16 protein-coding genes and 1 riboswitch are annotated in these 20,486 nt (G+C 50.9%); of the genes, 10 read left to right on the forward strand and 6 right to left on the reverse strand.

Annotation, left to right across the window (positions count from 1 at the left end):
- Positions 1-348 precede the first annotated feature (348 nt).
- From msrB to GOM71_RS06660, 4 genes are all read left to right on the forward strand, one after another.
- The gene (gene msrB, locus GOM71_RS06645; RefSeq protein WP_156279072.1) at positions 349-1,305 is read left to right on the forward strand and encodes a peptide-methionine (R)-S-oxide reductase MsrB; all 957 of its coding nucleotides are present in this window, start codon (positions 349-351) and stop codon (positions 1,303-1,305) included.
- 44 nt (positions 1,306-1,349) lie between these two features.
- On the forward strand, positions 1,350-1,922 hold the full coding sequence (locus tag GOM71_RS06650) for a nitroreductase family protein (RefSeq protein WP_156279074.1): 573 nt from the start codon (positions 1,350-1,352) through the stop codon (positions 1,920-1,922).
- Between the two features lie 227 nt (positions 1,923-2,149).
- On the forward strand, positions 2,150-2,578 hold the full coding sequence (locus GOM71_RS06655; protein WP_156279076.1) for a MarR family winged helix-turn-helix transcriptional regulator: 429 nt from the start codon (positions 2,150-2,152) through the stop codon (positions 2,576-2,578).
- 69 nt (positions 2,579-2,647) lie between these two features.
- Positions 2,648-4,270, forward strand: a complete 1,623-nt coding sequence (locus GOM71_RS06660) for an MDR family MFS transporter (RefSeq protein ID WP_156279078.1) — start codon at positions 2,648-2,650, stop codon at positions 4,268-4,270.
- Between the two features lie 303 nt (positions 4,271-4,573).
- Here the strand turns inward: GOM71_RS06660 and GOM71_RS23770 are convergent, their stop codons facing one another.
- The gene (locus GOM71_RS23770) at positions 4,574-4,717 is read right to left on the reverse strand and encodes a hypothetical protein (protein WP_173275302.1); all 144 of its coding nucleotides are present in this window, start codon (positions 4,715-4,717) and stop codon (positions 4,574-4,576) included.
- A gap of 22 nt (positions 4,718-4,739) precedes the next feature.
- Between GOM71_RS23770 and GOM71_RS24340 the strand changes: the two genes are divergently transcribed.
- The 4 genes from GOM71_RS24340 to GOM71_RS06680 all read left to right on the forward strand — a co-directional run bounded on the left by GOM71_RS24340 (position 4,740) and on the right by GOM71_RS06680 (position 10,191).
- Positions 4,740-8,468, forward strand: a complete 3,729-nt coding sequence (locus tag GOM71_RS24340) for a hypothetical protein (protein WP_253944730.1) — start codon at positions 4,740-4,742, stop codon at positions 8,466-8,468.
- 11 nt (positions 8,469-8,479) lie between these two features.
- A complete protein-coding gene (locus GOM71_RS06670) occupies positions 8,480-8,833 on the forward strand; it encodes a hypothetical protein (protein ID WP_156279080.1) in 354 nt (117 codons plus the stop codon).
- Between the two features lie 62 nt (positions 8,834-8,895).
- Complete coding sequence (locus GOM71_RS24850; protein WP_156279082.1) at positions 8,896-9,729, forward strand: CdiA C-terminal domain-containing protein; 834 nt, start codon at positions 8,896-8,898, stop codon at positions 9,727-9,729.
- Between the two features lie 9 nt (positions 9,730-9,738).
- On the forward strand, positions 9,739-10,191 hold the full coding sequence (locus GOM71_RS06680) for a SitI3 family protein (protein WP_156279084.1): 453 nt from the start codon (positions 9,739-9,741) through the stop codon (positions 10,189-10,191).
- Between the two features lie 103 nt (positions 10,192-10,294).
- Here GOM71_RS06680 and GOM71_RS24855 read toward each other — a convergent pair whose 3' ends face one another.
- The 5 genes from GOM71_RS24855 to GOM71_RS06705 all read right to left on the reverse strand — a co-directional run bounded on the left by GOM71_RS24855 (position 10,295) and on the right by GOM71_RS06705 (position 18,293).
- Positions 10,295-10,654 (reverse strand): IS3 family transposase, encoded by a 360-nt coding sequence (locus tag GOM71_RS24855; RefSeq protein WP_156279086.1) that lies wholly within the window; start codon positions 10,652-10,654, stop codon positions 10,295-10,297.
- Positions 10,603-10,956, reverse strand: coding sequence for a helix-turn-helix domain-containing protein (locus tag GOM71_RS06690; protein WP_156279088.1), 354 nt, complete (start codon positions 10,954-10,956; stop codon positions 10,603-10,605). The genes GOM71_RS24855 and GOM71_RS06690 overlap by 52 nt, the downstream gene beginning before the upstream one ends.
- A gap of 295 nt (positions 10,957-11,251) precedes the next feature.
- On the reverse strand, positions 11,252-12,529 hold the full coding sequence (locus GOM71_RS06695; RefSeq protein WP_367649494.1) for a glycoside hydrolase family 18 protein: 1,278 nt from the start codon (positions 12,527-12,529) through the stop codon (positions 11,252-11,254).
- A gap of 75 nt (positions 12,530-12,604) precedes the next feature.
- Positions 12,605-18,070, reverse strand: coding sequence for a carboxypeptidase regulatory-like domain-containing protein (locus GOM71_RS06700; protein WP_156279092.1), 5,466 nt, complete (start codon positions 18,068-18,070; stop codon positions 12,605-12,607).
- On the reverse strand, positions 18,054-18,293 hold the full coding sequence (locus tag GOM71_RS06705; protein ID WP_156279094.1) for a hypothetical protein: 240 nt from the start codon (positions 18,291-18,293) through the stop codon (positions 18,054-18,056). Before GOM71_RS06705 ends, GOM71_RS06700 begins: the two co-directional genes overlap by 17 nt.
- Positions 18,294-18,525: 232 nt before the next feature.
- A riboswitch (purine riboswitch) is annotated at positions 18,526-18,624 on the forward strand.
- A gap of 195 nt (positions 18,625-18,819) precedes the next feature.
- On the opposite strand from GOM71_RS06705, the gene purE reads away from it, so the two are divergent.
- The gene (gene purE, locus GOM71_RS06710; protein WP_156279096.1) at positions 18,820-19,305 is read left to right on the forward strand and encodes a 5-(carboxyamino)imidazole ribonucleotide mutase; all 486 of its coding nucleotides are present in this window, start codon (positions 18,820-18,822) and stop codon (positions 19,303-19,305) included.
- Positions 19,302-20,486: a 5-(carboxyamino)imidazole ribonucleotide synthase gene (gene purK / locus GOM71_RS06715; RefSeq protein WP_156279098.1), complete on the forward strand. Its 1,185-nt coding sequence runs from the start codon at positions 19,302-19,304 to the stop codon at positions 20,484-20,486. Before purE ends, purK begins: the two co-directional genes overlap by 4 nt.

Genomic DNA, 20,486 nt, shown 5'->3' on the forward strand with positions numbered 1-20,486 from the left:
ATTGTAACAAACATTCGGGCTCAGGTCTCCCATCTAGTTTGTGGGATTTGTGAGATGCGTTATAATAAGAAGAAAAGCAAGTTTTGTTTAGCAAAACGATATAAGTTGAACTAATTATTGGAATGGAGACTGTTCGTCACCACTGCGAGAAAGATTGGCTTCCGGTCGCTGTTGTTTTCAGATTTCTTGAATGTTTAAGACTGTGCGCTGTTGAAATCCGAAAACAAAGGCGAACGCTATCGCTCCTCCAGCTCAATCTTTCTCTTCGCGGTTCCTCTGCTCCATAGCTTGATTAATTCAATTTATAGCAAGTTTTGCTGCCGCGAAACTTTTTAGGAGGGCAAAAGGATGAGTCAACAATTGGAACAAGCAATGTTTGCGGGAGGCTGCTTCTGGTGTATGGTTCAGCCTTTCGAAGAGACGCCGGGCATCGTTTCCGTCATATCGGGCTACAGCGGAGGTCATACCGAAAATCCAACCTATGAGGAAGTCTGCTCGGACACGACTGGCCATGTTGAGGTTGTTCATATTACGTTCGATCCGACTGTTTTTTCGTATAAAAAGCTTCTCGACGTCTATTGGAGACAAACCGACCCGACCGATGCCGGCGGGCAATTCCATGATCGCGGCCACTCGTACCGGCCGGTCATTTTCTATTACTCGGAAGAGCAGCGGCAGGAGGCGGAAGCTTCCAAGGCGGAACTGCAAGCGAGCGGGCGTTTTGACAAGCCGATTGTGACGGCGATCGAACCGGCCAAACCGTTTTATCCGGCAGAGGACTATCATCAAGGCTACCACCATACGAATAAGCTGAGGTACAAAATGTACCGCAAAGGCTCGGGCCGCGATGCGTTCATCGAGCAAAACTGGACGGTTCGCAAAAACGAGGAAGAGCTTCGAGCGCGCCTGACCCCGCTGCAATACGAAGTGACGCAGAACAGCGCGACGGAACGGGCCTTTACAGGCGAGTTCTGGGACCACAAAGAAGAGGGGCTGTACGTCGACATCGTATCCGGCGAGCCTTTGTTCAGCTCCCGCGAGAAGTACGATTCCGGCTGCGGCTGGCCGAGCTTCACGAAGCCGTTGAAAGATACGGCGATTAAAGAGCTGACGGATACGAGCCACTTCATGGTGCGGACAGAAGTGAGGAGCAAAGAGGGCGATTCGCACTTAGGCCATGTGTTCAATGACGGGCCTGGTCCTCACGGCTTGCGATATTGCATCAACTCCGCATCGCTTCGTTTTATTCCGCGGGCCGATCTAGAGAAAGAAGGCTACGGCGAATACGCCGGCTGGTTTAATTGATTACTATTATGCTTCTATTTCAATAAGGGAGTGACTTTGTTCAGATGAATATCGAGGAAGCAATCCGTACAAGAAGATCGATTGGCCGTTTGAAAAAAGATCCGGTCGATCGCAATCTGATCGAGAAAATAATTGAAGCGGCGACCTGGGCGCCAAGCCACCATAATACGCAGCCTTGGAAGTTTATCGTCATGACCGGCGACGGCCGGGCAAAGCTCGGCGAAGGGTACGCTCGCGTTGCGATGGCCTCGCTCGATACGGGCATCGGCGCCGCACTGGAAGAACGTCTGGAGAAGGAACGCGCGAAAGCGTACCGCAGTCCGGTCGTTATTGCAGCTGTGTGCTCGCCGTCCGATGACCCGCGGGCCACGCTGGTCGAGGAAGTTGCCGCCGCGCATGCAGCGGTTCAGAACTTGCTGCTGGCCGCGCATGCCAATGGACTTGGCGCGATCTGGCGCTCCGGCGACCCGATGTATCATCCTTTAATGAAGGATACATTTGGCCTCGACGCAGAGGAGCAGCTTGTCGGCCTTATTTATCTCGGTTACCCGGATATGACGCCGCCTGAAGGGAAGCGTACGCCTGCAGCCGAGAAAACGGTATGGCTGGAAGGATAATTTATTCGCGATATCGAGCTTAAACGAGAGAAAAGCCTTTTGTAAGGGAAAAAGCTGGCAAGATGCGGCTGCAGCCCTGCGAAAGGCTTTTTTTGTCATTTGACTGCTTTAATAAATAGATATATAGTAGTAAATACTTTGCTGTTAATTGTTTTAGTTCTAAACTATTTGTGGGGAACGTAAAACAATCAAGGGACGGTTTATTGCTGAAGCAAGGAGGGATGATAATGGACAGAAGCGCCGAGCTGGTCACTTTTTCCGGACAGTTTCGCTGCCTGCTTCGTTCGATTAATCAAGAGTGGAAGAAACGAATGCCGCATAACTTGTCCTATACGCAGTTTAAGCTGATGTTTCGGCTGCACAATGAGGAGAAGCTTAAAGTTTCGGAATTAGCCGAATTGATGGGTCTCACATCTGGCGCGATAACGGGCGTTGTAGACAAACTGATCGATGAAGGCTACGTTACGCGAGAGCGGGCTACGGACGACCGCAGAGTGGTCTATGTAGAAATTTCGCCGCAAGGCAAAACCATGATCGAAGAGCTGCTCGAATCGCAAAGCGAATCGATTTCGGCGATGTTCAATCGGCTGCCGGATGAGGATATCCAGCATCTGAAACGTATTTTTGCCCAGTTGCTTGTCCATTTAGAGAAATAATTTAATTATAAAAAGAGTGACTTTGAGCGGAGCTTGCTCAAAGTACTAATGTAAGGAGAAGAGACAACTATGGAACACTTATCAAGCAAACGTAAGCTCTCCATTATGATTGCCATAATGGTTGCGATGTTTTTTGCTGCAATTAACCAGACGATTGTAAGTACGGCGATGCCGCGCATCATTGCGATTTTGGACGGGATGGAGCTTTATACGTGGACGATCACTATTTACATGCTGACCTCCACCATTGCAACTGTCCTTGTCGGCAAGCTTTCCGATATATACGGGAGGAAGCCGTTCTTATTAGGCGGTATTTTATTGTTCGTTATCGGCGCTTTTCTTTCCGGGTTAGCGAACGACGTTTATCAGTTTATTACGTACCGCGGTATTCAAGGCGTAGGCGCGGGTATTATTATGGCTACCGCATTCACGGCTGTAGGCGACTTGTTCCCTCCGCGTGAACGGGGCAAATGGACCGGCTTAATGACTGCTGTATTCGGCTTCTCGAGTGTCATTGGACCAACGCTTGGCGGTTACATTATCGACCATATGGAATGGCACTGGGTGTTCTGGATCTTCCTGCCGCTTGGCGTTATCGCCTTCGTCATGATCATGTGGCTGTTCCCGAAAACCGAGCGCAAAAAAGGAGAGTCGATCGACTACCTCGGCTCGCTGTTCCTGACAACGACGATCGTGCCATTGCTGCTTGCCTTTACATGGGCAGGCTCGAAATATGAATGGGGCTCGTTCGAAATTCTTGGATTGTTCGGCATCACCATCGTATCGCTTGTCATTTTTCTGCTTGTAGAAAAATATGCAAAAAGCCCCGTGCTTCCGCTCTATATGTTTAAGAACGGTATCGTAACGCTTTCTAACGTTATTGGTTTTATTATGAACTTCGGCATGATGGGCGCGCTCATCTACCTGTCGTTCTTCGTGCAGGGCGTGCTTGAGGTTTCGCCGACGCATGCCGGTTATGTAACGATGCCGATGTCGATCGGTATGGTTATTACGAGCGCAATCAGCGGTTCGATGATCAGCAAAACAGGCAAGTATAAACGTTTTGCGCTGATTGGTATGCCGATCATGTTTGCGGGTATGCTAATCATGGTATTTATGAACAGCATTTGGATGGCTGTTCTGGCAATGATTATTTTCGGCTTCGGACTTGGTCTGGGCATGCCGGTATTCTCGCTGACGATCCAGAACGCCGTTCCGCACAAGGAGCTTGGCGCGGCAACTGCAACGATGCAATTGTTCCGTAACCTTGGCGGCACAATCGGTATCGCGGTAATGGGTACCGTTCTTGCTTCCAGCTTGAAGCATAACTTGACCGATCTGGCGAAGACCGGACACGGCGCCGACTTGTCGAAGCTTGATCCGGCCATTCAAGAGAAATTCGCAAAGTTCGCGAATCCGCAAATGCTGACCGACCAGCCGGCTCTGAAAAGCACGATGGAAAGCTTGCCGGCCGACATTCAGCCGATCTTCGCTAAAGTGATCGAGATGCTGCGCGACGCTTTAAGTTCCTCGTTGTCGACGGTATTCTTGACAGGCGCATTGATCCTCGTCGTTGCTGTCATACTGACGTTCTTCATTAAAGAAATCCCGCTTCGCACAACGAACAAAGCGCCGGAAGAGGCGGCTAAAGGCGAAACGGCCAGCGCTCAGCTTGCGAGCCAAGGGGAGTAAAAGCAGCTGCGCTATCGGTGAAGACATACAAATAGTTAGGCGAAAAAAGCCTCCGTTATTGTCGGTGAATTTGGAACCGCCAATGACGGAGGTTTTTTTGCTTTTGCCACCTGCAGTGACGGGGAAAGGAAAGGCCTGTCATTGGCAGGACAGTACAGAAGAAGAGCAAATTCTTCTATAAAACACTCTTTTCGACATTGAATGACATGGTTAGTGGAAATCTCTCAATGAAAATATTTGGAAAAATGATATAATTTTTACTATCATTAATTTCCAAAATTCATGGGGAGGGAATGGATTGTTTTACGATATTGTGAATTCAGTAGCTAGACCAACGGCCTCGGCGATTAAAAATACGACTTCCTTGACGTCCTCGTCGAGCTCCAGTGCTCCGATAACAAGCACAACGAGCTTAGGGACATTCGCCAAGCCGTCATCTGGCAGCACGTCTGCAACCCCTTCGAAATCGTTGTCGAAGCCGTCTGAAGCGGCAGCATCTTCTGCCAGCTATACAGGACCAAACCAGCAGGATTTGAACAAAGCGCTGGAAAATGCGAAAAGCGCCTGGTGGAGCGCCAAGTTTGCAGGTGACCAGGCGGGGATGGACGCGGCGGCACAGCAAGGCGAGCAGCTGCGGGAAATGGGCGCGATCGAGACCATAGAGGCGAAGCAGCTCGACCGCCAGAACAATGCGAAGCTCGAGGCGCAAAAAAACGAGAAGCTGTCGCAGGCAAAATCGGACTGGTGGGACGCTTTTGAGCGGGGCGACCAGGCGGGCATGGACAAGGCGGCGCAGCAAGGCGAGCAGCTGCGTGCGCAAGGGGCCGTTGAGACGGAAGCAGCGAAGAAGATTGACCAGGATCATAAAAACCAGCTGCTGCTGGATGCGAAGCGCAGTTGGTGGGAAGCGCGGCTGGCTGGGGACAAGAAGGCCATGGCGGAAGCAGAGGAGCGCGGTGAAATCCTGCGCAAGGGCGGCGCGACCGATACAGTTGAGACGGCGCGGCTCGATACGGAATATGCGAAAAAGCTGAAGGCGCTGCAGGACCAACTGACGCAAGCGAAGCAAAAGAAGCTGAACGATGATCTGACCTCCGTCAAGGAGCAGTGGTGGAAGGCGCGGCTTGCCGACAATGCCGAACTAATGGACAAGTTCAGCGCAGAGGGCGAGCGGCTTCGCGCCGCCGGAGCAATGGAGACGGACCGTTCCCGAGAGGTTGACGCGAAATACGGTTTGTTGCTGAAAGATAAGCTCCAGAATGAGAAACTGCTGTATGAGGCGAAAAAACGCTGGTGGGAAGCGACGCTAAATCTCGATCAGAACGGTGTGTTGAAGGCGCAAAACGAGGCCAACAAGTTGCGTGGGAAGGCATACGTTAACGATCAGACCGAAGCGTTGCAGACACTGGATCGGGAAAACCGTCAGTTTTTGCAGGCGAAACAGCAATATTACACCGATTTGTTGAACCTGCGCGACACGAGCGCCAGCAAGGATGCGATGAAGCGGGCAACGGCGAAAGGCGCGAGCTTGAGTGTGACGCGTACTTATGAGATGGACCAAGCCAACTTGCATTTGATCAGCCTTCGTAAACAGTACTGGCGGGAGCAAGCAGCGGATGACAGTAAGGGCGCGAGTGAAATCGAAAGGCAAGAGCATGCGTATCGAAAGTCGCTGGGGGCTTTTTCGAGCTTGATGGTTGAGGAAATCTCATCGCGAAGCTACGAGCTTGACAAGGTAGCGAACGAGGCGATTTATCAGACGCAGGTCAAGTGGGAGGCGTATGCGAAGCTGAGCAAAAAGGAGCTTAGTCAGCCGAGCAACGGGATGGCCTGGATCAACGGGAAGCTGAAGAACAGCTATAAACAGCTGAACGGCAGCGGACTGGGTGAGATTTTTAAAAGGACAAAGCTGGATGATGTAAACGAGCAGCTGGTGCAGCTGCGAAATGCGTACTGGTCGGCTGAAGATCAGTATAATTCGGCGGTTGCGAAAGCTCGAGAAGAAGAGTGGTCGAAGCTGGTTGCGGCGAACAAAACGATGGAAGGCCTGCTGAAGTCAAGCCAAACCGACGCGGACAACGATTTGTTTTTGCGGTATCGTGAAAAAATGAATCAGGCGATTAAGGCGGGCGATTCAGATACAGCTATTCATTATATCCGGACGATGCAACAACTGAGCGAAGAGTCTGGCAGCGATGTGACGATTCGCCGTTCGAACGCGGTAGCGCAGAACGACGTCAATCAACTGATGGTATATATTAAAGAGAAAGAATGGGATAATCTGCTTGCGCTGCGCAGCGACGAAGGCGGGCGATTAGCGAAGGCGAAAACGGCAGTCCGCAACAATCTGCTGGCGGATTTGAACAGTGCGGAAATTCGCGAACTGGACCGGGTCAATTTAACGATTCTGAGCGCTAAGCGAGATTATTGGCAAGCGGCTGCAAACTTGTCCACCACGCAAATAGAGCAGGCGGAGAAGGCGCTGCAAAGCGCGGCGGCGAATAAGTATTCGACACTTGGGGCCTCGCTCGACACGGCGTTTGATCGCTTGTACAGGGACGGGATCGAGTTGAACCTGCTGGAGTGGACCGGAAAGGGACATAGCGCACAGGAGCAGGAGCTGGCGGGCAAGCGCGAAGCGTGGAAGAGTCGGTTGAATCAGGCTGATAGCTTGACGCGGGCACATATGACGTCGCTGAATATATCGTTTGAGATCCCTCGTCTGGCGGACGGGACGAAGCTGAATCAGACGTTGGAACAGCTTTATATTGCAAAAGCGGGGCAATGGCATAACAAAGCGCGAGGACTAGCCGATACGGCAGCGTATGCGGAAGCGGAGGAGAAGGCGCGAGCGAGCATCGGCAGCGTGCTGCATCAGGTGAATTCGAAGATTCCGTCGGACCTCAAGCTGCCGACGTTTGCGATGGATGCGGCGAATAGGAAGGTGCTGGAGGATCGCGACGGGATTTTAGAGGCGATTCAATCGGGTAATCGCGCGAAGGCGCAGGCGTACTGGGGCTACGGGATGTCGCGGCAATCGGAAGGAGCGACGCTGAAGATTTACGAGCTGGTGCCGGATCTGAATCAGGTGCAGTGGCTGAACCGCTCGGAAGCAGAAAACTTGAATATGGCGATGGAGTTTGCGATTCAGCAAGCAAACGATAACTTCACAAGCAAAGAAATCAGTGCGTTGCAGAAAGCGCTGAAGGATATGAAAATATATGAGGGAGCGGTGAGCGGGCAGTATAATAAAGAGACTTATGTTGCGGTATATGCTTATCAGGAGCTATTGAAGAGCGATGCGCGGGCGGCGATATGGGAGAAGCAGGACTCGTATTTGGGCCGCAATGGATATATGACGAAGGATCTGATCAACTTTGCGGTCAGCGACGTTGGGTTGGGCCGGGAAAACGCAGTGAAGACGCGGATAGAAGAGACAAGGAAGGCCGTGAAGTACTTCGGAGTCGGAGACGGGATCGTGACGCAGCTGGCAAATGACGGGATGGAGTTGCTGCATACGACGGGTATGCTGAGTCCGTTAAGCGGCACGTTCTGGAAAGAAACCTTGCCGGAGCTTAAGAATTTGACAAAAGGAATTTGGACGGGCGAAATTACGATAAAGGATCTGTTCGGCAGTTTGAAGGATCAGGTGCGGAAAGAGTTTGTCGAGCCGTTCGAGTACATCAAGAAGAATTATAAAAAAGTATGGGAAGGCAATGTAAGTTACGAGGAGTCGCAGGAGTTCGGGAAGAACCTAGCGAAAGCAATCCAAGTGGTAGCCGCAGCAGTCACGCTGGGAGTCGGAGCGGCTGTGAAGATCGCTTCGAAGCTTCCTAAGCTGATGAAAGGCGTGGAGGATGCGCTTCTGAATGCTCCGGTGAAGCGGGGGGAGTTGCAGGATCGGGTTGTTGGGGGGAAGGGTAATTTTGCAGGTCAGATTAATTCAACTAACATCCCCAACATGACTAAAAAAGAGATTCTTGATAGTTTACCTGCAGATTGGAAGTATACTGAAAATAACGGTTTCGTCCATGTAAAAGATGCAAATGGAAATATTCGTATGAGAATTGACCCACCGGATAAGGTTACTAAATATGACCATGTCCATCTCTACGATGAGAATGGAAATTCTTTGGATATAAATTTAAACATCGTTGATAGGAAAAGCCCGGATGCCCATATCCCAATCAAGAAATGAGGTAGAGATTGTTGAAAGCACAACAGATTCAAGAGAAGTTGGAGAGTCTTCATTATTGGGATGCACGTGTCTTAAAATTAGATACAACAAATTTTGTAGATGACGTTATTTTAGTTTTTGAAGATTCAGATGGAAACGTCGAAATATTATTTTCAGGATGTTCAAGAGTACTTTTTTCTACTAGTGTAGAAGATAGAGAAAAACCGCTTAAGGAGATGCAACTGTCACAAATACCTTATTTTATCCAAGATATTGAAATTTCAGATTTTGTTCAAGACGGGAGAGGTTTATTAAACTGTAAGGTTATTGCTCCCCCAATTACTGTTGAGGTGCTATGTAAATCAATCACAGTTAGTAAGGAATAAGTATCACTATGGTAAACCTTGATAGGCATTGAGCCTTTCAAGGTTTATTTTTGGTGGGGTAGGTGACTGCTGAGTCCGTTAAACGGCTCGTTCTGGACGGAAAACTTGCGAAAGGAATTTGGACGGGCGAAATTACGATAAAGGATCTGTTCGGGAGCTTGAAGGATCAGGTGCGGAAAGAGTTTGTCGAGCCGTTCGAGTACATCAAGAAGAATTATAAAAAAGGATGGGAAGGCAATGTAAGTTACGAGGAAGCGCAGGAGTTTGGGAAGAACCTGGCGAAAGCAGTCCAAGTGGTAGCCGCAGCAGTCACGCTGGGAGTCGGAGCGGCTGTGAAGATCGCTTCGAAGCTTCCTAAGCTGATGAAAGGCGTGGAGGATGCGCTTTTGAATGCTCCGGTAAAGCGGGGGGAGTTGCAGGATCGGGTTGTTAAGGGGAAGGGGGATTTTGATATAACCAAGCCAAGCAAGACTCCATCCCCCTATGCTGTACCAGCAGGAACGAAAACAAAGATAAACCCAAAAAACGATGCAGAGACAATACGTTCACTTGAAAGGGAAAACGAATCAGCTGAGATTTTAGCAAAACGTGGTTACGACATTACTCAAAACCCTGTCATGCCGACTACAAATAAAAAACCTGATTACTTAATCGAGGGCAAAATATTTGATTGTTATGCTCCAAGTAAAAATACATCTGTTAGAAGTATTTGGTCTAATATTAAAGTGGGTAAGGTCGATGCAGGACAGACCGATAGGATTGTATTAAACTTGAAGGATTGGTCAGGCAATATCGAAGACTTGAAAAAACAGTTTTCTGACTACCCTATGGATGGATTGAAAGAGGTAATTGTTATTACGAAAGACGATTCAGTATTTAATTTAATTCTTAAGTAGGAGGTATATATGTCATTACATTATTCTTTGTTGCTTCAGCAAGAGGTAACGTTTGAAACGAACTTTAAATCATTACTTCAGAAATATGATATTTCTGCTGGAAGCATCGCAGATATTCCGAAGGGTAGAAAAATTGAAACCCCGGATTTTACAATCTCAATTACAGATACTTCAGATATGCCTTTCGGGTGGGAATCAGAACTATTAAGGGAAGAGTACCCGTATATTCAATCAATAGGATTCCGTTTGGATAAAAACAGTGATTTAGTACAAGCAGGTTCAGAAATCTTAGAAATAGCACTTGGTATTCTTAAAGGTGTAAGTAAGGCATTATTTTTATTAAATGATTCAGTTGTATTTTACTGGGACGGAGTTAACCTATTAATTAACAACGAATTTGGATTTTGGGACATTGAACGGCGACTTCAAATAATCGGTGACAGAGTCTATTCAACCTTTTAATGAATAAAGGAGCCATTCCTGTTTATAAGTAATCAAATTGACTTCATGCCTTTCAAGCTTTCTTAATGGGGGCTACCCAGTACGGAGTGAACCCATTATTCTACTAATAAAACGCTATACGCCATGTAATACCGTATAGAGAGGGTTGCCCTGTTGGTTTGCGTTTCTTCACTCGTACGCGACACTGTAATCCCTCACGCTGCATAATGCGTTGCACACGCTTATGGTTAATGACTTGATCAACGCGAAGTAAGGCAGTGACTTTCCGGTATCCATATCGGTATTTGTGCTCGATGCAGAGTTGCCGTATAGTCTCGGTTATATGATCAATGTTTGATGCTTCGTAGGTAGCTTTCCAGCGATAATACGTGGAACGTGGGAGCCCCAATAATGCACAGGCATCCTGAATACTTAACTCTCCTCGAATAGATTCGATCCATGGGATGACGACTTCTGGCGACAACTCCTCTCCATCTCTTTGTACTTTTTTAGAACATCGATCTGTTGTTTAAGGAAACGGTTCTCTGCCTGTAATTTCTCAACCTCAGATATATACTCAGGTCCTTTACCGTAGCTGTATTGTTTACCAACGGGCTGCTCAAGACGATGCAACTCACCGTTACGATACCAGCGCATCCAGGTTTCCACTTGTGACTTATTACGGATGTTGAGTTGATCCATAACCTCCCTCACAGATACACCCTTCAGCCGCAATTCAACTGCTTTCATCTTAACTTCTAACGGATAGCTCACTCTTGTTGCCAACGCAAAAACACCTCCAAAGTTGTCCTCCACATCTTACGATGTTTATGGATTCTCTTAAAGGTGTTTTGATTTGTCTCACGTTATGGGGTCAGTTCCAACAAAAAAAAGGCCATTTGGCCTTTTTTTTGTTTGTTCCAATACTTTAACAGACACCAAAATCGTTATGGTGCCAAATAACGCTCAAAAGGCCAGCCAAACAGTAATCTAATGTACAAATGTACCTTAAACCCCGCCGCAGCTGCACCAGTTAGATCGTCTAAGGTACAAATGTACGTTAGATGATATAGTGGGCAACCTACAACAGCTTCTTAATCCGAAAGTTTTCCTTCAATACATACCAGTTTTGCGGGAACGGCACGCCGAGCACCCAATAGCTGACCCCGCGGAGCTGGTAGAGCTTGACGATGTTGAACTTTGCCTGCACGCTGCGGGCGTCCTCGTACCAGACAACATGCTCGCGGCCGCGTTCATCGTAGTAATGATAGTATGGCGATTGCGCCTGGCTGTCGTAATGGATCTCGGCGCCGTACTTGGCGGCGCGCTCGACCGCTTCCTGAGGGCTGATCGACGGCGCCCACTTGTTGCCTTTTACATAGGGCAGCGTCCAATCATAGCCGTATAGCGGCATCCCCATAACGATCTTGCGGGCCGGAATGACCGACAGCGCATAATGGAGCACCTTCACGACTTCATTCAACGGAGCAACAGCCAGCGGCGGCCCGCCGGACCATCCCCACTCATACGTCATCAAAATAACGAAATCGACAATCCGCCCATGCGCCGCGTAATCATGCGCTTCGTACAAGGTCCCTTGTTGATCGGCGGACAGCTTCGGCGCAAGGCAGGACGATACTTGATAGCCGGACGGATGAAGCTCGTCAACGAGCCGCTGCAAAAAACGATTGTAGAGCTCGCGCTCGTCCGGCGCCACATATTCAAAGTCTACATTTAGCGCCATGTAGCCTTTTAGCTTCATCGTGTCCTTAATGTTGGCAAGCGCCCGGTTTTGGGCGGCGCTGTCCGTTAATATGGAATGGGCGATTTCGGTGCTGAAGGTGCCGTCTTCAAAGTTAGTTATAACCATCATTGGTGCCGCCCGATGGTTGTATGCCGCTTGAATGACTTCGGTGTCGTCCAAGGCGGTTAACGAGCCGTCCGTTTGGACGCGATAGCTGAATGGACTTAGATAAGTTAAATACGGAGCAATTTCGTTCGTCAGGGCAACGCCTCGAGCTCCGAATTTTTCGGTATAGGCGTTAACCTCGATAACCGGCCTGTTCGGCTGGGGGATATGAATTTGCTGCCCAGGCCGAATGACAGCCGGATTGCGTATGTAATTAATGCGCGCCAGTTCTTGCAGCGTTGTCCCGTATCGCTGTGCGATCGACCAAAGCGTGTCTCCGGGAACTACGGTATGGACGCTTACGCTGCTTGGAATGATGAGCGCTTGACCGACTACAAGCTTATTCGGATCAACCAGTCCGTTAGCTTGCGTGACTGCTTCCGCGCTCACTCCAAACCTTCTGGCCAACTGCCAGATGGAATCCCCTCTTTGCACCGTATGAATTTGCACCCGCCGATCCCCCCTACTTGTCATCCTTGTATTTACTCTATTCGGCGAGCGCAAATTATTTAACTGAAAATAAAATTATTCGTCATCCTCGTCTTCAAGCATGACATTAAGAATAGTCGTCTGGCTGTTAAAGATAATCGGCTGAAGAATGACCGTTTGTTTGCCTGGGAAGGAAAAGCGCGCATAAACGGTCCCTGCCGAGACATTTGTAAAAGCGTAAAAGCCGGCAGCATTGCTGACGGTTTGCCGGATGACGATACGTTTTGCCGTTGTAATCTCAGCTAGCGCTTTGCGAAGCGGCCTTCCCGAAGTATCGGTTATCGTTCCTTGCAGCGTTCCGAACTCGACCGGCAATGCGATGGTATTGCCCTGCGTATTTCCAACAGCGGCGATTGAAGCCGAACCGTAGCTTGGTGAGGTTGCCGTAATCGTATATGTCTGGCCTGGGATCAAGCCGCCCAAGACATATTTTCCGACACCATTTGTAATGACTGTACTCAGAATAATTCCGGTAGTCGGCTGAAGGACGCTCACAATTGCGCCCGGTACCGGCGTTCCGTTGAACCGATCCGTGACGACGCCCGCTGTGGCGCCCGTCTGATTTTGCACAATGATTGGAACGACTTGCTGCTGACCCGGAAGCTGAAGAACATCGGCAGTCGTCGTTCGTTTGCCTGGCTTGCTGACGATAACTGTCTGCTCGCCGCCAGGCGTGCTTGGCACCGAATATTGCCCTTGAGGGTTCGTTACGCCGCTGCCGCCAATGACTCCGACATCGTCCACGACGACAACAGGAGCGTTCGTAACGGGAGCGCCGGACGAACCGTCCGTCACAGGCCCTTCTATTACGGTTTGATTTTGAAGCAGCATAATATTTGCCCGTGTAGACTCGCCAGATAGGACAAGCGCAGAGGTCTGGTTGGAGACGAATCCCTCAATGGACGCCGCAACAATATAGTTGGTTGGCGCAACATCGCCAAAATCATAGTCTCCGTTCGAATCGCTAAGCTGGGAAGTGATGACCGGCCCGAAGCTGTTGAATTGATGGAGCTGAACTCTGCAGCCTGTAATATTAGAATTGTCCAGCGCCCGGGTGATCTTCCCGCTCAGCATGCCCGGCAGTCTCGTTAATGCATAACTGAACCGAGTCGTCACACTTGCTGTAATATCAAATCCTCCGAATTCGGGAGCATATCCGGCAACGTCGACAGTTGCGATATAGCTGCCAGGGGCAAGACCGTCAAACCGGTACGCCCCGCCGACACCAGACAGAACAGTTCCAACTATCGCGCTGCTTGCTGCGTCGAATATGCGAATAAGCGCTCCTTGCAGCGAGGCTCCATCGGTTATATCGCTAACGAAGCCTGTAACCGAGCCGGGAGAAGGCGTCAGAGCGAAATCCGCTGTTGAGGTTGTTCCCGCTAAAGTAAGAATGGCGGCCGTGGCTGATCCGAAGCCGTCAGCTACGGCCGATAAGGTAAAGGCGCCCGGAGGCAGCCCGTTTATCGTGTATCTGCCGTCTTGATCCGTATAGGCGGTTTCAAAAATAAGGCTGGATAAATCGTATATGTTAATGAGTGCGCCGCTTAACGGCGCGCCTGTCGCCGCATTGACAACACGGCCGGTTGCGAAGCTTGTTTGCTTGCTTAAAACGACCGTAATGCTTGTGGTCAAGCCTGGTCTGATGAATGCGCCGACTGAAGCTGAAGTAAAGCCCGGCGATGAAACGTTGACAACGTACTCGTTCGGAGGCAGTTCAATCAGCCTCACTGTTCCTTGCTGGCTTGCAAAAGCCGTTTCTAGCAGCAAGCCTTCTTTCGTGTACAGTTTGAACTCCGTATTTTCTCCGGAGATTGGGTTGCCCGCTGTATCCGTTATGAGCCCGCTCAATTCGCCGGACAACGGGTTTAACAGAATGCTCGCAACGGTGCTCTGGCCGCTGCGGACGGTAGCGCCTGCAGAGTTGATGGAATAACCCGATGCTCTGGCGATTACCGTATATACGCCCGGATTGATGCCGTTGAATTGATAGTTGCCGAAAGCCGTTGCTGAACCGGAAGCTACACCGAGGCCGTTAGCCGTTAATTGACGAAGCTCAACATCAGCTCCGGGAATCGGCTGCCCGGTAACCGCATCCGTTATTTGTCCATTGACCGTTCCCGGATCGGCTTGCAGCTGGAAGTTTATTCCTGTGACAGACTGCCCCGGATTTACAGTTATGCCTGTCGTTTCGCTGCTGAACAAAGGTGCGGACGCAATGACGTTCAGCACGCCGGCAGGGAGATTGCCAATGGTATAAGTTCCATCGGCCTGCACTTGGCCGATTCCGCGAACCGATTCATTGCCGTTCAGCACTTTGACCGAGGCGGCCGGAATCGGATTGCCGTTCGTGTCGGTTACCGTGCCGGATATGGTACCGGGATTCACTTGCAACGGAACAATGACCGACGTCGTTTGGCCCGGAAGCGCGTTAGCGCCAACTATGGCCGAGGTGAAGCCGGCAGCAGTCGCTGTTACATAATAGTTGCCTTCTTGAACATTGTTGAACGTGAAGCTGCCGTCCGGAAACGCTGCAACTGTAGCGATCTGGACATTGTTTGTATTGAAGAGCTGGACGACGCTGCTCGCTGGAGCGGGCTGCAGCTGACCTGTAATGGCAGCGGGATTGGGCTTCAGAGCGAAATTGACAGGCGTATCTGCGTTGGTTAGCACGATCGCGCCAAACGTCTCGCTTTGATAGTTATTCTCCGTTGCCACAAGCGTATAGCTGCCGGGCGCAAGACCGGAAATGCGGAAGAAGCCGTTATCGTCAGTTATAACAGAGCCGGCCAAAAATCCGACTTGGTCGTTCACGTTTACGATAGACCCAAACAGCCCTGAACCGGTAACGGCATCGATTACGATGCCTTGAATTGCGCCGGGATCGGGAGACATGACGAGTCCGATGGCTGCGACGCCGTCAGGCAGAACGCTGCACGTAGCAGTCGCTTGCTGGAAATTGGCGGCTCCCGCGACGACTGTATAAATACCCGGCTTTAAATGCTCGGCAAGAAAACGGCCGTTCGGATCGGTGAATAGCGAGCTTACCGTAATGCCGTTTGCATTCGTCACGCGGATTTCAATGCCGGCGCCAAAGATGGCCGCACCCGATGTATCCACAACCGTACCCGAAATAGCGCCGGGAGAAGGGAGCATTGTAAAGTTTGCGGTAGCCGTCTGATTGGACAGCACTCGAATCGCAGAAAATTGATTTTGATAGTTGGCGAGCAGGACATTCAATATATAGCTGCCGGAAGCCAGGTTGGATATCCGGTAAATGCCGTCGCTTTCAGAAATGATGCGGGTTAATATAACAGGCCCGCCATCGACATTGTTTTGAACGGAAATGACTGCGCCAGCCAGCGGGCTGCCGTTCTCGTCGGTAATCAATCCAGTTACCGATCCCGGACTCGGCACGAGCCGGAAATTGAGCTCGGTCGTCTCGCCCGGGTTGACTGCGGCGCCTAGCGTCTCGCCTCCAAAGCCGTCGGGACGGGCGGAAACAACATAGTTGCCTGGCGCGATATTGCCGATCAGGAACGATCCGTTCGCAGCCGTCGCAACGCGGCCAATAATGATGTTATTGGAAAATACGCGGATGACGACATCCTCAATCGGAGTACTGTCTATTAAAGTGACTGTGCCGCTAATCGCGCCAGCAAGCAGTTCGAGCGAGACAGAGACCGGTGATTGCGCGCCGGAGTTGACGATGGCGCCGACCGTTTTGCCGGCATAGCCTTCCGCAGCGAATACGACACTGTAACTGCCAGGACCTAGCGATGGGATGACGTATGAACCGTCCGGAGCACTGCTGCCTGTCTGGAGCGTAACCCCTTCAGAGTTGAATACGCGGATACTGGCTCCCGCAATGGCTGTGCCTGTGCCCGCATCGGTTATGACGCCGCCAATACTGCCCGCAAGCGGCGAAAGAACGGCATTGACGGTTGTCGTTTGGCCGGCGATTACGCGGAAGCCAATGACGTTCGTCACAAAGTTGGCTTCGGAGACACGAAGCCGGTCATTGTCTGCTGGCGCCAACGTATCGAATCGATAACTGCCGTCCGCTGCTGTTGTCGTCGTACACAAAACGTTGTTGCGATTATCGAGCGCTTCGACAAAAGCGCCTGCTATCGGAGTGCCGGATGCCGAAGTTACGACGCCGGCTGCCGAGCCGGGATTGGATTGCAGGGCTGCGTTTAGATTGCGGTTTTCTGCAGGCGTCAGAGTGAGCGGCGATTCGCTAAGTTGAAAGTTTGGCGCAGTGAAAGCGATGCGGTAATAGCCCGGAACGATGCCTGCGATTGAATAAGCGCCAGCTGCGTCTGCCGTTGCTTGCGCAATATGAACGCCGAGCCAGTTCGTAAGATTGACCGCTGCACCAGCAATTGGCGCTCCGCCGGAAACGGCCGATACGACGCCTTGTACCGTTGCAGGAATAGGCTGCAGCAAAACGTTCGTCGTCGTGACCTCATTTGCAGCGATCGTAATATCGGAAGTAAAAGGACTGTAGTTTGTATAGCTGAATTGCAGGCGGAATGAACCTGCAGGCAGCGGATCGGTCGAGTAAATGCCAGCGATATCCGTTACTGCGCTGCCTGCATTGGCGAGACCGGGAAGCGTCAGCGCGGCGACGTTCACTCCCGTTAACGGCAAGCCGGATGCGCCGTCTATTACCGTGCCGTTTGCTCTTCCGACAGCAAAGACCGCAAAGGCAGCGCTGCTATTGTTGGATGCAATCGCAGCTCCGGTGAACAGATCGACGCCGGTCGCGTTTTTCGAATCAAGCGTTCGCTGTCCTGCCGTGTTAAACAAGCCGGTTGCGATATAAGTTATCGTGACGCTTGCACCGGCTGCCAAATTTCCGATATTCCAAGTGAGCGTTTGCGTCAGAGAGGTGAAGGAGGTCATGCCAGCGGTCTTATTCGTTACCGTAAAAGAAGCCAATTTGTCGAAAGCGAAGCTGGTTACCGCGAAAATAGTCGAAGCCGAACTTTTACCGGTATTCGTAACCGTAATCGTGCCTTGAAAAGAAGCGGTTTGACCCACTTGAACGATAGCCGGAGTACTGACGGCTGTCTGCGTTACGGCGAGTTTGGCCCGCACGTCGGCGCTTGCTATTGTCATTGAATCGCTTAGCGAGGTGAAATCTTTATTGTAATTATTGTTATTGGCGGAGGAGAAAAACAAAAAACGAAGCGACGAATTCGCGTTAATGCCGAGAATAGGGAATAATACGGACACAGGTATCAAATAGTCGAGAAAATAATTAGGATCTCCGCCAAAACTGGAGCCTGCCGCCAATTTCGAGCGGGCGATGCCAAAGTTGATAATTGGAGCACTGAACAGTACGGCGCCGCGATTGCTGCTGTTTCCGGTGCCGTTCGCAACTGTGCCATTGGCGTTTAGAAGCGTTTGCGTCCGTACAAGCTCGAGCGTATTGTTTAATCCGTTGACCGTTAATTCGTATTCCAGGACAGAAGGGGAATTATTCGTATCGAACAATACCCCCCCAAGAGAAATTGCTAAAGCCGGTTTTGAATGCCGGATCGCTGTTTAACCGCAGTCTGAAATATACGTTTGTTCCGTCGTACGCATAATAAGCGGCGGGAAATTGCGTGCTGCCGACGATATCAACCTCGTCCGGCGATTCGTCTCGATCAGGGTCCGTCAGCGGCGTGCCGTTCAGGAGCACGGGGAAATACTGACTGTCCTCGGGGAAAGTCATGCGGATATATCCTCCTCCAATCGTTTGGATTTAGGTATTTCTCCTGATTAATGTATGACAGAAATGGGGGAGCGCTTATAGGCATTCGACTCAACCATGGGGAGGAAAATGTGAAAAGTGGCAAAAGCGAACTTTTTTTAAATGGTGTCAATTTAATGTTCGTATTTAATTCAGATTTCATTGACAGCTATGGGTGGATTGGATAAACTAGAATAGTTCAAAGGCGGACGGTTCCGCCAAATAGTCGAATACTCGTATATCCTCGGGAATCGGCCCGAAAGTTTCTACCCGAAAACCGTATTTTCGGACTACGAGCATGCTGGAACAATTGTACAGGTTGCCCTTAACCGGGGCAGCCTTATGCTGTCTTTACGTTAGCGCATTAGCGGAGTAAAGCCAGTTGTTGCCAGTGCGCTCGGGTCCGGCCAAGCAACCGTTAACGTATATCGTTGCGGAGCTGCCGGACTTTTTTTCTGGATCGGGCCGATTGGCGAGGTTGCATATTATAGATGAAAGAAGGTTGCGCATGTCTGCAAAGGTCGGCGTCATTATGGGAAGCAAGTCGGATTGGGACACCATGAAATTGGCTTGCGATGTGCTTGAGGAATTGCAAATTCCGTATGAGAAAAAAGTCGTTTCGGCTCACCGCACGCCGGATCTCATGTTCGAGTATGCGGAAAGCGCTGCGGAACGCGGCTTGAAGGTTATTATTGCAGGAGCGGGCGGCGCTGCGCATCTTCCAGGCATGGTAGCGGCAAAAACGCTGCTTCCGGTTATCGGAGTGCCTGTTAAGTCGTCGAACTTGAATGGCCTTGATTCGCTCTTGTCGATCGTGCAAATGCCAGGCGGCATCCCTGTTGCGACAGTTGCAATCGGCAATGCCGGAGGCACAAACGCTGGACTTCTTGCCGCACAAATGCTTGGCGCTTTCGATCCTGAGCTGCAAGCGCGAGTTGAAGCTCGCCGCGCCCGGATTCAGAAGGAAGTGCTGGAAAGCAGTGAGACGCTATGACGGCTGAAGCGGACAAGCAATTGAACGGCGAAGGCCGCGTGATTGCGCCCGGCAGCACAATCGGCATTCTTGGCGGCGGCCAGCTTGGCCGAATGATGGCGCTGGCGGGCAGCGCGATGGGTTATCGCTTCGTCGCGCTGGATCCGACGCCGGACGGCCCTTGCGGCCAAGTGTCCGAGCAGATCGTTGCTGCTTATGATGACCGCGATGCGGCAAGAGAGCTTGCAAAACGGTCGGATGTCATTACGTACGAATTTGAGAATGTCGACGCCGGCGTGGCGGCGATGCTCATGTCGGAATCGTATGTGCCGCAAGGCAGCGAGCTGCTCTATACGACACAGCATCGCCTTCGGGAGAAGAGAGCGATCGAGGCGGCAGGCGTACGCGTTGCGCCGTACAGCGAAATTCGCAGCGCAGAGGAATTAAGAGCGGCTGCTGAGCGCTTCGGTCTGCCAAGCGTGCTGAAGACGGCGACAGGCGGCTACGACGGCAAAGGCCAATGGGTCATTCGCAGCTTCGAGGAAATCGAGGAAGCGTACGAGACATTAAGCCGCAGCGGCGCGGAGCTCGTACTGGAGCAGTTCATTAAGTTCGATAAGGAACTGTCGGTTATTGCTGCGAGAAGTGCTAAAGGGGAAATAAAAGCGTTCCCCGCAGCGGAAAATATTCATATCGACAACATTTTGCATCTGTCGATTGTACCTGCCCGCATTGCCGAGGATGTGCAGCGCGAGGCTGAGCGATTGGCGATGCGAATTGCGGAAGGGCTTGGCGTTGTCGGCTTGATTGCCGTTGAATTGTTCCTGACGGCAGACGGCGAGCTGTTCGTCAACGAGCTGGCGCCGCGCCCGCATAACAGCGGCCACTACACGATGGAGGCTTGCCGCACATCGCAGTTTGAGCAGCATGTCCGCGCGGTTTGCAACCTGCCGCTGGGCGATACGTCGCTGCTGACGCCGGTCGTTATGGTTAATGTGCTCGGACAGCATGTCGAGCCGCTGCTTGCGAGAGTTCAGCACAAGGACGAGGCGGCAGAGCGGCTGAACGTGGCTCCGAAGCTTCATTTATATGGCAAGAAAGACGCAGTGCATAAACGGAAGATGGGCCATGTGAACGTATTGGCAAGCAACGTTGATGACGCGCTGCAATGGATAGAAGAGACTACAATTTGGAAGGTGTGA

The organism is Paenibacillus sp. NEAU-GSW1, from assembly GCF_009737085.1.
Taxonomy (GTDB): Bacteria; Bacillota; Bacilli; order Paenibacillales; family Paenibacillaceae; genus Pristimantibacillus.